General features: G+C 64.6%; 12 protein-coding genes and 2 pseudogenes. 3 read left to right on the forward strand and 11 right to left on the reverse strand.

Translation table 11 applies throughout. From position 1 onward, the window contains the following. Positions 1–18: 18 nt before the first annotated feature. The gene (locus L0C21_RS10495) at positions 19–603 is read left to right on the forward strand and encodes a PEP-CTERM sorting domain-containing protein (RefSeq protein WP_259278300.1); all 585 of its coding nucleotides are present in this window, start codon (positions 19–21) and stop codon (positions 601–603) included. Positions 604–853: 250 nt separating this feature from the next. On the opposite strand, the gene L0C21_RS10500 is transcribed toward L0C21_RS10495, so the two are convergent. Further along, a complete protein-coding gene (locus tag L0C21_RS10500; protein WP_259278301.1) occupies positions 854–2,335 on the reverse strand; it encodes a DNA recombination protein RmuC in 1,482 nt (493 codons plus the stop codon). A gap of 269 nt (positions 2,336–2,604) precedes the next feature. Between L0C21_RS10500 and L0C21_RS10505 the strand changes: the two genes are divergently transcribed. Continuing rightward, positions 2,605–3,180 carry an RDD family protein gene (locus tag L0C21_RS10505; RefSeq protein ID WP_259278302.1) on the forward strand — a complete coding sequence of 192 codons (576 nt, stop codon included), beginning with the start codon at positions 2,605–2,607 and terminating at the stop codon, positions 3,178–3,180. Between the two features lie 127 nt (positions 3,181–3,307). Here the strand turns inward: L0C21_RS10505 and pheT are convergent, their stop codons facing one another. The 10 genes and pseudogenes from pheT to L0C21_RS10555 form a co-directional block, all read right to left on the reverse strand. After that, positions 3,308–5,758 carry a phenylalanine--tRNA ligase subunit beta gene (gene pheT / locus L0C21_RS10510; RefSeq protein ID WP_259278303.1) on the reverse strand — a complete coding sequence of 817 codons (2,451 nt, stop codon included), beginning with the start codon at positions 5,756–5,758 and terminating at the stop codon, positions 3,308–3,310. Next, a pseudogene (gene pheS / locus L0C21_RS10515) lies at positions 5,755–6,874 on the reverse strand (phenylalanine--tRNA ligase subunit alpha). Before pheS ends, pheT begins: the two are co-directional and overlap by 4 nt. 453 nt (positions 6,875–7,327) lie before the next feature. Continuing rightward, positions 7,328–7,684, reverse strand: a complete 357-nt coding sequence (gene rplT / locus L0C21_RS10520; protein WP_259278304.1) for a 50S ribosomal protein L20 — start codon at positions 7,682–7,684, stop codon at positions 7,328–7,330. Positions 7,685–7,705: 21 nt separating this feature from the next. Next, positions 7,706–7,910 (reverse strand): annotated as a pseudogene (gene rpmI / locus L0C21_RS10525) (50S ribosomal protein L35). A 180-nt stretch (positions 7,911–8,090) separates the two neighbouring features. After that, positions 8,091–8,366, reverse strand: coding sequence for a translation initiation factor IF-1 (gene infA / locus L0C21_RS10530; protein WP_259278305.1), 276 nt, complete (start codon positions 8,364–8,366; stop codon positions 8,091–8,093). Between the two features lie 349 nt (positions 8,367–8,715). Continuing rightward, the gene (locus L0C21_RS10535; protein WP_259278306.1) at positions 8,716–8,928 is read right to left on the reverse strand and encodes a cold-shock protein; all 213 of its coding nucleotides are present in this window, start codon (positions 8,926–8,928) and stop codon (positions 8,716–8,718) included. A gap of 275 nt (positions 8,929–9,203) precedes the next feature. After that, on the reverse strand, positions 9,204–9,617 hold the full coding sequence (locus L0C21_RS10540) for a VOC family protein (protein ID WP_259278307.1): 414 nt from the start codon (positions 9,615–9,617) through the stop codon (positions 9,204–9,206). Positions 9,618–9,682: 65 nt separating this feature from the next. After that, positions 9,683–10,471, reverse strand: a complete 789-nt coding sequence (gene hisN / locus L0C21_RS10545; RefSeq protein WP_259278308.1) for a histidinol-phosphatase — start codon at positions 10,469–10,471, stop codon at positions 9,683–9,685. A gap of 326 nt (positions 10,472–10,797) precedes the next feature. Continuing rightward, positions 10,798–12,102, reverse strand: a complete 1,305-nt coding sequence (gene purB, locus L0C21_RS10550) for an adenylosuccinate lyase (RefSeq protein ID WP_259278309.1) — start codon at positions 12,100–12,102, stop codon at positions 10,798–10,800. Between the two features lie 95 nt (positions 12,103–12,197). Further along, entirely contained in the window at positions 12,198–12,854 is a 657-nt protein-coding gene (locus L0C21_RS10555; RefSeq protein WP_259278310.1) for a glutathione S-transferase family protein, read from the reverse strand. 147 nt (positions 12,855–13,001) lie between these two features. Between L0C21_RS10555 and L0C21_RS10560 the strand changes: the two genes are divergently transcribed. Next, a complete protein-coding gene (locus tag L0C21_RS10560; protein WP_259278311.1) occupies positions 13,002–13,523 on the forward strand; it encodes a winged helix-turn-helix transcriptional regulator in 522 nt (173 codons plus the stop codon). Positions 13,524–13,563 lie beyond the last annotated feature (40 nt).

A 13,563-nucleotide genomic window follows, 5' to 3' on the forward strand; every position in this document is an offset into this window, starting at 1 on the left:
GTGACCTGAGAGAGAGCCATGAAGACACTGTTGAGCGTCGCCGCCATTGCGGCATCCCTCCTGAGCGCCGCGCCTGCGACCGCCACCGTTCTCGACTTTGAGAGCGTCGTTACCGAAGGGAGCGAGTTTATCCCTGACGGTTATGGCGATCTCAACTGGGATAATTTTGCAATCATCAACCGGAACGCACAGCCGGGCACGGGCTACGAAACCGGCGCCGTCTCCGGCGATTACTCCGCCTATAATAGCTGGGGTAACCCGGCCAGCATCACGGCGGCGACCGACACCTTCAGCTTTGAGGGCGCCTGGTTCACCTCCGCCTGGTTCAATAACAACACGCTTTTTATCGAAGGCTTTACGGACGGCGATGCCGTCGCCGATTATTCGGTAACGCTGACGCTGAACACCCTGACGCCGCAATTTCTCGACGTAAGCTGGACCGGCCTGCAACGGCTGAGCTTCCGCACGAGCAATTCCCAACTCGTCATGGACGACCTGCGGATCAGCAAGAGTTCCCCGGCCGAAGTTCCGGAGCCGCTGACCATCGGCCTGCTCGGCATGGGCCTGCTGGGCGTTGCCGGTGCGCGTCGCCGCAAGGGGTGAGGCGACGGGCTGTCTTTGCGCTTGTAACGAATGAAAAGGCGGCCTCCCGGGGCCGCCTTTTTGTTTCTCAGGAGGGTCGCGGACCCTCCTGAACCTCCCTTGAGTTTTTCAGGGCCGCGTTTCCGGTGCGAGCAATTCTGGCGGGGGATAAGGAAAGGGCCGCGCCCTTCTATCCAAGGACGCGGCCCTTTGAAACGAAAAGGGGGTCGCAGGGGGATTACAAATCCCCCTGCATAACAAACCATGATCCCTACTCCTCCGCGTCGGCCGTCACTTCGGTGCGCGGAAGGGCGGCAAGGGAGGGCGGCGCGGTGATGGGCGCATCGCCATCGAAGGTGAGGTCGCGACCGCGCCGGTCCGGCTGGCGCACGGCCTGCTCGGAGGGCTCCAACGCCACCAGCGGCTCGGCCTGACTTTCGAACTGGAGCTCGCCGAACTTGCGGGCCTGCGGCAGCACGTTGCGCTCAAGGCTGCCGACGAAACCGTTGTACTTCCTGACCACCGTATCGACGGCCTTGCCGAGGTCGGAGACGTGGTTGCCCATGACGCGCAGGCGGTTGTAGAGGTCCTTCCCCATCTGGCCGATCAGCTCGGCCTGCTCGGCCAGCTTTTCCTGCTGCCAGACGTGGCTGACGGTGCGGGCGATGGCGATAAGGTTGGTGGGGGTGGCCAGCAGCACCCGGCGCTCGAAGGCGAAGTCCCACAGGTCCGGGTCCACTTCGAGCGCGGCGGTGACGAAATGCTCGCCGGGCACGAACATCACCACGAAATCCGCCGCCTTGCCGAACTGCCGCCAGTATTCCTTGCGGCCCAGCTGGTCCGCGTGGGTTTTGAGCGCCTTGGCGTGGGACAGCAGGTGGGCGTGGCGGGTGCCTTCGTCCGGCGCTTCGGCGGCGTCCAGAAACGCAACGAGGGAGGTCTTGGCATCCACGATCAGCTGGCGACCGCCAGGCAGGTTGATGATGGCATCGGGGCGCAGCGCGCCGTCCTCGCCTGTGTCCACATGCACTTCGGTCTGGAAGTCGACGTAAGCCGAGAGGCCCGCCATCTCCAGCACGTTGCGAAGCTGCTGCTCGCCCCAGCGGCCCCGCGCCTTGGGGCCGGACTTGAGCGCATGCACCAGCTTCTGCGTCTCCGCGCGCAGCTGGCCCTGATCGTTCAGCATGTGCTCGATCTGCTGCTTGAGGCTGCCATAGGCCTCAACGCGAGCCTTCTCCACCTCGCCCATGCCCTTCTCGTAGCGGGCGAGCGTGTCCTTCACCGGGTTCAGCAGCGCCTCAAGCTCGGCGCGGGTCTTGGCGAGGTCCGCCGACGAGCCCTCGCGGTGGCGCTTCATCGTCTCCTCGGCCATGCGCAGGAACTGCTGCTCGTTCTGCCGCAGCGCCGTCGCGGCCAGCGCCTCGAAATCCTTCTGCAACTGCCCGCGCACTTCCGTCAGCTGGGCGATCTGGGTGTTGATGGCCTGCTCCCGCTCCTGCGCCTGCGCCTCGATGGCGGCAAGGCGGGTTTGCAGCGCCATGCGCTCCTGCCGCTCGTGCTCCAGCGCATCGCGGGTGTCATCCATCTCCGTGGCGATCTCCTCGGCGCGGGCCTTGGCCGCCCGCTCCATCGCCTGCGCCTCGGCCAGACGGGCGCGGGCATCGGCGGCCTCACCTGCCAGCCGGTCCTTCTCGGCGCGGAGTGCATCCCGCTCCGCCCGAAGCGCCGCCAGTTCCGCCCGGAGAGCGGACATACCACGGCCCCACAGCAGCCAACCGGCCGCCAGCGCAAGGGCACCCCCAAAGAGTGCCAGAAGAGTCGATTCCAAGAACATACGCCGAACATAGGCGATATGATCGGGCCGTGAGAAGCCCCCAAAGCGCGCCTTATGGTCGAATGTTTCTAAGCCACTGCCGCAGTTTGGTTTTAAGGGTGAGCGTGCCTCCCCAAAACCGTTGAGTATATGAAACGGCCATCGTAGCCTCTCGAACGGGTGGAGCCGGGGGAAGGGAGATGCCTGTTATGCAGAACAACACGACGGATTCATTGGCGATTACCGACGGGGCACCCGAGGAGCAAGGCACCGTAAGCGGCTTAGAGCCCGCTGACGCCTGGCAGCGTTTCTGGGCGCGATCGTTCGATATTTATCTGTTTACTGTTGCAGGTGTTTTCCTGGTTGCCCAAACTCCGCAAGCCTGGCTAGAGCATGAAATATTCACGACTCTCGTCGGGCAGATCATTACTGATCTCCTGTTCCTCCCGATCGCTCTGTTCCTCGACGCGATCGTATATGCCTGTTTCGGCACAACGCCGGGCAAGGCGCTGGCGGGCCTTAAACTGCTAACGACGCACGGCGATAGGTTGACTCTCAGCCAAGTCATCCGCCGTAATCTCCAAATTTATATATTCGGTCTGGGGCTCGGGCTGCCAATTATTATGCTCTACTGCCTCTGGCAGCGATACAGCGAGTTGAGCGGCTGGCAGTTCACGCGATACGATACGGCTCTGGACACGCGTGTCTGGAGCACTGGTTCAGACTGGCGAATCTTCCTGGTCGCCGTTCCAACCATCGTGCTGCATTTTGTGTCCAATATGTAAAACCGGTTGGGCACCATGGGCCTTGTGGAGCGGCCCTAAGGGGCATTCCAATTATCCCGATAAGAAAGGGCCGCGCCCTCGGGGAAGGACACGGCCCTTTGTAACGAATAAAGGACGGGTAGGGGTCTTACTTCTCTTTGCCGATGGTTAAAGCAGCCGAGCCTGCGACAGGGATAGAGATAGCCCCCTTAGCTTCCAAGACCACGCGTGGCACTGCTCCGATCTTCTTCCCTGCTTCAAAAATTTTCTCGGAAATTGCGAGTAGGTCCGCGTCGGTGAAGGAGGTTGCGCCCGGTTGCAGGGTGACGGCCAGCGCGATGGACTTGTGGCCGTCCTCGACGCCGGGGCCTTCGAACACGTCGAACACCTCGACGGCGGTGATGGCCTGCTTGTCCGCGCCGCGCACGGCCTGCACCAGCTTGCCGGCTTCCACGTCGGCCTTCACCACGAAGGCAAAGTCGCGGGAGACGGGCATGAGGTCGGACGGCGCATACTTGGGCCGGGCGCGCTTGACCGATTTGGGCTGCGGAATGGCGTCGAGGTAGACCTCGACGGCGACCACCGTGCCCTTGATGTCGAGCGCCTTGGCGACCTTGGGGTGCAGCTCGCCGAAGTGGGCGAGCGGCTGGCGCGGATCGAGCCGCAGCGAGCCGGAGCGGCCGGGGTGGAACCAGGCGGGAGCGTCCGCCGTCGTCTGCACGCGGTCAACCGGTGCGCCTGCGGCTTCCAGAATGGCCAGCGCCTCGGCCTTGGCGTCGAACACGTCGAAGCCAGCAGCCTTCGCCTGCCAGTGGCGGGACTGCTTGTCGCCGGTGGCGACGAGCGCGAGGGTCGGCTTCTCGCCGTCCTTCAGGTAGCGCTTGCCCACCTCGAACAGGCGGATGGAAGTAGCGCCGCGCGCCTTGTTGCGGCCGCTCGCGGCGATGAGGCCGGGAAGCAAGCTGGGGCGCATGACGGCCATGTCCGCCGAGATCGGGTTATCCAGCGTGAACGCACCGCCGCCGAAGGGCTCGCTTTCTGCGGGGGCGATGAAGCTCCACGTGACCGCCTCCTGATAGCCGCGGGCAGCAGCGGCGCGGCGGGCGCGGCGCTGGCGCAGCTGCATGGGGGTGGCGGTGGGGCGGGCAACGCCTTCCGCGCGCGGCAGCGGGGTGGACGGGATCTGGTCGTAGCCGACGAGGCGGAGGACTTCCTCCACAATGTCGGCCGCGCCATCCACATCCTTGCGCCACGAGGGCACGCGGATGGTCCAGTTGTTGCCCTGTTTGGCTTCGACGGTGAAGCCGAGGCGGGTGAGCACCGCTTCCTGCTGGCTTTCCTCCACGGCAACGCCGCCCAGCGTCTCGGCGCGGGAAGGAGCATAGCTGACCGTCTTGTCGAAGGCCGGGATTTCGCCCGCCTTGGTGACGGTGGAGGCTTCGCCGCCGCACAGGTCCAGCACCATGGCGGTCGCCAGTTCCATGCCGGGCTCGATGAAGGCGGGGTCGATGCCGCGCTCGAAGCGGGCGCGGGCGTCGGAGGTGAGGCCGAGCTTGCGCCCCGTCACACCGATGCGGACCGGATCGAAGGCGGCGCACTCGATCACCACGTCCGTGGTGGTCTCGGTGCAGCCGGACTCCTCCCCGCCCATGATACCGCCAAGGCCGTGCGCCTTCGCATCGTCGGCGATGACGACCATGGTCTCATCGAGCGTGTAGGTCTTGCCGTTGAGCGCCAGCAGTTCCTCGCCCGGCTTGCCCTTGCGGGCGGTAAGGCCCCCGGTGAGCTTGGCCAGGTCATAGACGTGGAGCGGGCGGCCCCGGTCGATCATAATGTACTGGGTGATGTCGACGAGTGCCGAGATGGGGCGCAGGCCGATGGCGTTCAGGCGGCGGGCCAGCCATTCGGGCGACGGGCCGTTTTTCACACCCCGCACGAGGCGGCCGAGGAACACCGGGCAGCCTTCCGCATCTTCCACGCGGATGGGCACCGGGTTCTCGAACGTAGCAGCCACCGGTTCGACGGCGGGCGTCTTGAGGGTGCCGAGGCCAGCGGCAGCGAGGTCGCGGGCGACGCCGGCAACGCCAAGGCAGTCCTGCCGGTTGGGGGTGATGGCGATCTCGATAACCGGGTCGTTGAGGCCCAGCCACTCGACGTAAGACGTGCCGACCGGCGCGTCCTGGGGCAGGTCGAGAATGCCGTCGCTCTCTTCCGACAGTTCCAGCTCGCGCCCCGAGCACATCATGCCCCGGCTCTCGACGCCGCGAATGGCGGAGATTTTCAGCGTAACATCCAGCCCCGGCACATAAGCGCCCGGCGGGCCGAACACGGCCTTCATGCCCGCGCGCGCGTTGGGCGCACCGCAGACGACCTGCACGGGTTCGCCCGCGCCGATGTCCACCTTGCAGACACGCAGCTTGTCCGCGTTCGGGTGCTTTTCGGCTTCCAAAATGTGGGCGATGGTGAACGGGGCCAGCTTGTCCGCCGGGTTCTCGACGCCTTCCACTTCCAGCCCCAGCCGCACGAGGGCGGTGGTGATCTCTTCCAGCGTTGCGGTGGTGTCGAGGTGGTCTTTCAGCCACGAAAGGGTGAATTTCATGCGCCCACTCCTCCCGAGAGCGTCGGGACGTCAAGGAAACTGAAGCCGTAGTGCTTGAGCCAGCGAAGGTCTGCGTCGAAGAAGGCGCGCAGGTCGGTCATGCCGTACTTGAGCATGGCCAGGCGGTCGATGCCGCAGCCGAAGGCGAAGCCCTGCCACTCGGCGGGATCGAGGCCGCAGTATTCCAGCACGCGGTTGTTGACCATGCCGCACCCTAAAATTTCCAGCCAGTCGCTGCCCTCGCCCACCTTCAGCTCGCCATTGCCCCACTGGCACTGCACGTCCACCTCGGCCGAAGGCTCGGTGAACGGGAAGTAGCTGGGGCGCAGCCGCATGGTGACGTTATCGACCTCGAAGAAGGCCTTCACGAAGGTCTCCAGCGTCCACTTGAGGTGGCCCATGTGGATGCCCTTGCCGATCACCAGCCCTTCCACCTGATGGAACATGGGGGGTGTGGGTGGCGTCCGAATCCGAACGGTAGACCCGGCCCGGCGCGATGACGCGGATGATGTCCTGCGTGCCGTCCGCCTTCAGCTTGCCGGATTTCAGCGCCTCGGCCACATCGACCATGGTGCGGACCTGCACCGGCGAGGTGTGGGTGCGGAGCACCAGCCGCTCGCCCGTCTCGTCCTCCGGGAAGTAGAAGGTGTCGTGCATGGCGCGGGCCGGATGCTCCGGCGGAATGTTGAGCGCGGTGAAATTGTGCCAGTCGGTCTCGATCTCCGGGCCTTCCGCCACGGAGAAGCCGAGGTCAGCGAAGATCTCGGTCAGCTCGTCCATCACCTGCGAGATCGGGTGGATGGAGCCCTTGGGGCTTGCTGGCGGCATGAGGGTCACATCGCTGCGCTCGGCGGCAAGCCTCGCGTTCAGCGCCGCTTCCTCCAGCGCCGCCTTGCGATCGCTGAGCAGGTTCGTCACCCGCTCGCGCAGGCCGTTGAATAGCGGGCCCTGCACCTGCCGCTCTTCCGGGCTGAGTTTGCCCAGCGTTTTCAAAAGCGCGGTGACGCTGCCCGACTTGCCGAGCGCCCTGACCCGCACATCCTCAATCTCCTGAAGCGTCGCGGCCGCGCCAATGGCCGCCGTCAACTCCGCTTCCAATGCTGCAATATCGGTCATCGAATTCCTGCCGAAGCGATGGGGTTCGAACCCGAGCGCGCTATGCCGCCCGTCGAAGCGCCCTCCATAAGGCAAAAAGCCGCCAGAGCGCAAACATACTGGCAAGGCTATGGGGTAAATGTTTAGCATTCGCAGGGGGATCTATAATCCCCCTGCACCCCCTGTTCGTATTGGGGCGTACCCGGTCAAACCCGTGTGCGACCCTTTAACCTTCAGATTGAATACGGCCGCGCCCCACATCACACGCACGGCCCTATGAACCCAAGGGGTGTGGGGATGAGTCTTTGGTTGGTCGCACTTTCTTAACCGCAGGGCATTCGCCCTGCTCGAAAGCTGCTCCGAGACCCCACGAAGAGCCCGCCGCAGGCGGCCCGAAGGGCATGAAGAAGCCTCAGAAACACAAAAGGGGCCCCGCGAGGGACCCCTTCTGCGTATCCGGTATGACCGAAAGGCTTAGGCCAGAGCGGCCTGGGCCTTCTGAACCAGAGCCTTGAAGCTCTCCGGCTCGCGGACGGCGATGTCGGCCAGGACCTTGCGATCCAGTTCGATGCCGGCCTTGTTCAGGCCGTTGATGAACTGACCATAGGTGAAGCCGAGTTCGCGGCAGCCAGCGTTGATGCGCTGGATCCACAGAGCGCGGAAGTTGCGCTTCTTGGCCTTGCGGTCGCGGTAGGCGTACTGGCCAGCCTTTTCGACGGCCTGACGAGCGACCTTGATGGTATTCTTGCGACGGCCGTAATAGCCCTTCGCCTGTTCCAGAACCCGCTTGTGGCGAGCGCGGGCGGTAACGCCCCTCTTAACACGTGCCATGTCAGATCTCCTTCGCTGGCCTTATGCGAGCCCGTAGGGCGCCCACTTCTTGATCGTGCGCGCGTTCGCGTCCGAAATGATCGCGGTGCCGCGATCTCTGACGGATCTGCTTGGGCGTGCGCTTGATCATGCCGTGGCGCTTGCCGACCTGGCCGTGCTTGATCTTTCCCGAAGCGGTCATCTTGAAGCGCTTCTTGACGCCGCTCTTTGTCTTCAGCTTGGGCATTTTGCCTACCTCCTTATGCGGCCACGAAAACCGCTTAGGTTCGCATTACGGATCGCCACGGCAGCCCATATGAGCCGGGCGGTCCCACTCGAAGGTTGCGGCTATACACGCGAGGCCGGGCAATGGCAAGGCCAAGCCGCCCCCGGCGCTGCCTTTTCTCGCAAGCCGCCGACCTTATCCTTAACGGCGGCGCTGGCCGCCACGCATGGGCGGGCGCGGCCCCATGGGCGCGCCGGAATCCTTGTGGCGGTAGATCAGGCGGCCCTTCTCCAGATCATAGGGGGACATCTCGACGGTCACCCGGTCTCCGGCGAGGGTCTTGATCCGGTTCTTCTTCATCTTGCCTGCCGTATAGGCAATGATGATGTGACCGGATTCAAGCTGCACCCGAAACCGGGCATCCGGCAGAACCTCCAGCACAACGCCCTCGAAGGGGATCATTTCTTCCTTGGCCATGGCCGGACTCTCCTTTCACTCCTAACGCCTCACAGCCGAAAATTCGCCGCCGTGGAAACGCACGGCGACGGCGGGAGCCCCGATCCGCCTTGAGCGGACCGGAACTCCCGGGCTCTTGAATGCCGCATTCTTCAGGCCGCAGCCGACGCTGGAGCCGACGTTGAAGCCGGCCAGGGAGGCTGCCCGAAAATGCGCCAAGGCGGACGACCCAAGGCCATTCGCTTGGGACCACCCGCTTGCGCGAAGGCCAGACAGGGCTGGCCAACTGCACCTCGGAAGGCCGGATACCTGCCTTCCGCGCCCCCGGCCAGGCTCGGCCAGCCGGGGACCATGTTCCAGGGAGCCGCTCTTAGTCGGCCGCCTGCAAATTCACAGCGGACGACTTGCGCGAGCGCGGGTCCGTCTGCACCTCGAAGGACAGCTTCTGCCCTTCCACCAGGCTCCTCATGCCGGCCCGCTCGACAGCGGTGGCGTGAACGAACACGTCGTTGCCGCCCTCTTCCGGCTGAATGAAACCGTAACCTTTGGTACCATTATACCACTTAACGGTGCCGATAATCATAAGTCGTCCTTTCAAAAGAAGCTCGAAAACAGAAACGAGGCTTGAGAGCGCAACAACGCGACGCAGTAAGGTCAGCCAGAATCAAGGAAGAGATAAAGCGACCCCACACCCAACCAAGCTGGGCGCGACGGAAGAAACCAATCTGGGCCAAGCAACCAGCACTCTGGCTATGCCTGTCAAATGCGGCATTAGCAAGACAATACCGCGCGCCCGCCGGCCCGGCCGCAGCGGCAAATCCCTGATATCAGATCCATGCCAGACGAAGGGCCGCGCGCTCAGCCGTCTTCCTCGCCAAGCGGCTGGCCGTAGCTGAATTCAACGACCGCGCCATCGGGATCATAAACGCCGCAATAGGTGCCGACGGGAGAAGGTTCCTGCCGGACCGGCCAGGCGAGCCGCCCATCCCGCGCCGCCCGCGCGGCGATGGCCTCCACCTCCCTGCGGCTGTCGACCGCGATGCCGATATGGCTGAAATCCTGCGGCGGCTGCTCCCGCCCCTGCCCGCCGGGCAGAAGCACGATCACGAAGCGGTGGTCCTGTCCCTTGGCCGCCATCCACACTACGCGCGCGCCGTTCTTCCCGGTCGGGCGCTCGTGGGCGACATGAAGGCCGCAATAGTCCCGGTAGAAGGCGAGGCTCGCCTCAAGGTCGCGGACATGCAGCGCCACATGGGTGAGCTTTTTGGCCATGGGCCTAATGTAAGGCGGCCCGGCCGCCACACCAACCCACGGCCCGCAGGGATCAAGCCCGGCGGCTACTTGACCGCATAGCCGAGGATGGCCTCCAGCATCCGGGGATCGCCGCAGGCGATGACCTTGCCGTCGCTGCTGGCGGTGAGCGGATGGCCCTGCCAATCCCGCATCACGCCGCCCGCGCCCTCGACCACCGGCACCAGCGCGGCAAAGTCGTAAAGCTTCAGGTTGGATTCGATCACCATGTCGATGAAGCCGGAGGCAAGCAGGCCGTAGTTGTAGCAGTCCCCGCCCCAGACGGTGGCGCGGGCCTGTTTGCGGAAGGTCTCGAACACGGCCAGCTCATCGGGGTTCAGAAGCTCGGGCGCGGTCGTTGCCAGCACCGCCGAGGACAGGCCATCGCAGGACCGCGTGGTGGTGGGCGCGTTGTTGAACCAGGTGATCTGGCCCTTCACGCCGATCCAGCGGTCCCCGGTGATCGGCTGATCGATGATGCCGACGACCGGCAGCCCCTGATACAGCAGCGCAATCAGCGTGCCGAAGATGGGCCGGCCGGTCATGAAGGACTTGGTGCCGTCGATGGGGTCGATCACCCACACCCAGTCCGCCCCTTCCCGCTCGTTGCCGTATTCCTCCCCGATGATGCCATCCTCGGGGCGGTGCTGGTTGATGAGCGCCCGCATGGCGGCCTCGGCCTCCCGATCCGCCACGGTGACCGGCGAGGCATCGGCCTTGATGTCGATATCAATGGGCGCGCGGAAATACCGGCGCAGCACCGGCCGGGCGGCATCCGCCAGCGAAACGGCGAAATCAACAATGTCCTGCGGCACCAAAACGATGGGGTCTGACACGCTTCTCCGCCCTTCCCTTGCCGGTAAAATATATCGACCCTCTATTCATGCCAGAGCCGCAACCGTCAAGTATGGCGGGCGAAACACAGGGCGGGGCGCGAATTACAGGACTTTTTGCAGAGGGGCTCTTTGTTTTTGTGCGTCTCCGCGCACGAGGCCCCTCCTGCACCTCCCATTTTTTCATCGGGACGTGCGTGGGGCGAAGGGCGCGGCCCTATCCTGATCATATAGAAAGGGCCGCATCCTCCATGAAGGACACGGCCCTTTGAAATGATCGGGGTGCAGGGGTCCGAGACCCCTGCAAACATCCCTTTAAAACCCCAACCTTACGCCTCGCCGAACACGCGGGCAAAGATGGTGTCCACGTGCTTCAGGTGGTAGCCGAGGTCGAACAGCTCTTCCAGCTGAGCGGTGGAGAGCTTTTCGGTGACGGTGGCGTCTTCCTTCAGAAGGTCGAGCAGCTGGAGCTGGCCGTCGGACTCCCACACCTTCATGGCGTTGCGCTGGACGAGGCGGTAGGCGTCCTCCCGGCTGACGCCCGCTTGCGTCAACGCCAGCAGCACGCGCTGGGAGTGGACGAGGCCGCCCATCTTGTTGAGGTTCTTGAGCATCCGCTCAGGGTAGACCACCAGCTTGTCGATGACGCCGGTGAGACGGGCGAGCGCGAAGTCGAGGGTAATGGTGGCATCCGGGCCAATGTAGCGCTCGACGGACGAGTGGGAGATGTCCCGCTCGTGCCACAGGGCGACGTTCTCCATCGCCGGGAAGGCGTAGGAGCGCACCATGCGGGCAAGGCCGGTGAGGTTCTCGGTCAAGACCGGGTTGCGCTTGTGCGGCATGGCCGACGAGCCCTTCTGGCCGGGGGAGAAATACTCCTCCGCTTCCAGAACTTCCGTGCGCTGGAGGTGGCGCACTTCAACCGCGACGCGCTCGATGGACGAGGCGATGACGGCGAGCGTTGCAAAGAACATGGCGTGGCGGTCGCGCGGGATGACCTGGGTGGAGACGGGCTCCGGCTCCAGGCCCAGCGCCTTGGCGACGTGTTCCTCAACCCGCGGGTCGATGTTGGCGAAGGTGCCGACGGCGCCGGAAATGGCGCAGGTGGCCACTTCCTTGCGGGCGGCCAGCAGGCGCTCCTTGCAGCGGGAGAACTCGGCATAGGCCTCGGCCATCTTGAGGCCGAAGGTGACGGGCTCGGCATGGATGCCGTGCGAGCGGCCGATGCAGGGCGTCATCTTGTATTCAAAGGCGCGGCGCTTGATGGCGGCCAGCAGCGCGTCGAGATCGGCCAGCAGGATATCGGCGGCGCGGACCAACTGGACGTTGAGGCAGGTGTCCAGCACGTCGGACGAGGTCATGCCCTGGTGGACGAAGCGGGCCTCGGGGCCGACATATTCGGCCAGCGAGGTGAGGAAGGCGATGACGTCGTGCTTCACCTCGCGCTCGATCTCGTCGATGCGCTCGATATCGAAGTTGCCGCGCTCCCACACCGCCTTGGCGGCCTCCTTCGGGATGACGCCCAGCTCGGCCAGCGCATCGCAGGCGTGGGCTTCGATCTCGAACCAGATGCGGAACCGCGATTCCGGCTCCCACAGCTTGGTCATTTCAGGACGCGCATAGCGAGGGATCATGGCAACTCTCTTCGGCAATAGCGGGAAAAACTCGCGCGCTGCCTATCAGAGGCGGGCGCTGTCGGCAAGCCGACAGCGCCCCAGTGCCGCCTGCGCTACGGGCGCGGCTGGGGGAAGAGACTGCGATAGGGTGCCGCCTCCTCCACCGCGCGGGCGAAGGACGGCCGCGCAAGCAGACGATCGGCATAGGCCGCGAGGTTGGGGAACCCGGCCCGGAAAGGTTCGAGCAGATCGGCATAGCGCAGGCTGGGCGCGGCGGCGCAGTCCGCCAGGCTGAAGGCCTCCCCCGCCGCCCAGGTGCGCCCTTCCATGTGACGATCGAGGATCGCATAGGCCTCGCGCAGCTTCTGCCGGGCCAGCTCGACACCGTGGGGGTCAGACTGCTCGGGCGGCAGACGACGGTCGAACGCGATCTTCTGGAGCACCAGGGCAATGTAGTTGTCGAACGTGCGGTCCCACAGCCGGACCTCCAGCGCGGCCTCCGCATCCTCCGGAATGAGCGGGACCGGCCCCGGATAATGGCGCTGGAGATATTCGATGATGATGCTGCTCTCCGGCACGAAATGGCCGCGGGCGCGATCTTCCAGCACCGGCATCTTGCCGTTCGGCCGGATGGCGAGGAACCCCGCGCGGGACTGCTCGTCCGCCAGATCGACCAGCCGGGCCTCGAACGGCGTTGCGTTCTCGTAGAGGGCGATAAGCACCTTCTGCCCGAACAGGGCGAAGGGGTGGGAATGGAAAATCAGAGACATGGGATCACCTAGCGATTGATAACCCGGCCTGCCGACGCGCGGCGCAGGCGCACGACCCTGCCCGCTCAAACCAGTTGTAAAATGCAACCGGTTGAACCGTAGGCAGACCGGTGCGATGTTGCAACCAGTTTTTCGTGAGATGCATCCGTGACCCCAGAGCCGCGCTCCCACTGCCCGATCAACCTGACGCTGGAGATTCTGGGCGACCGGTGGAGCCTGATTATTCTGCGCGACATCATGTTCGCCGGGCGGCGGCATTTTCGGGAACTGCTGACGAAATCAGAGGAAGGAATTTCCTCCAACATCCTGGCCGACCGGCTGAAGATGCTGGCGGAACAGGGCCTCATTACCAAGGCGGACGACCCCGGCCACAAGCAGAAGGCCATCTACAGCCTGACGGAGAAGGCGATCACGCTGCTGCCGGTGCTCGTGCATCTGGCCGCGTGGGGCACGCGCAACCTGCCGACGAGCCCGGAGCGGGGCATCCGCGTGCGGGTGCTGGAGGAAGGCGGCCCGCCCTTGTGGGACCGGTTCATGGACGAGCTGCGCGCCGAGCATCTGGGCATGCCGATGAAGCAAGGGGGTGAGAAAACCCCCTCCGTTCGGGAGACGCTGCGGGCCGCCTATGAAGCGGCCATGGCGAAGCGGCAGGCCGGGCAGGCGAAATAACGAAAAGGGGCGGATGAAACCGCCCCTTTCCCCTGCCATA

This window comes from Pedomonas mirosovicensis, from assembly GCF_022569295.1.
Lineage (GTDB): Bacteria > Pseudomonadota > Alphaproteobacteria > Sphingomonadales > Sphingomonadaceae > Pedomonas > Pedomonas mirosovicensis.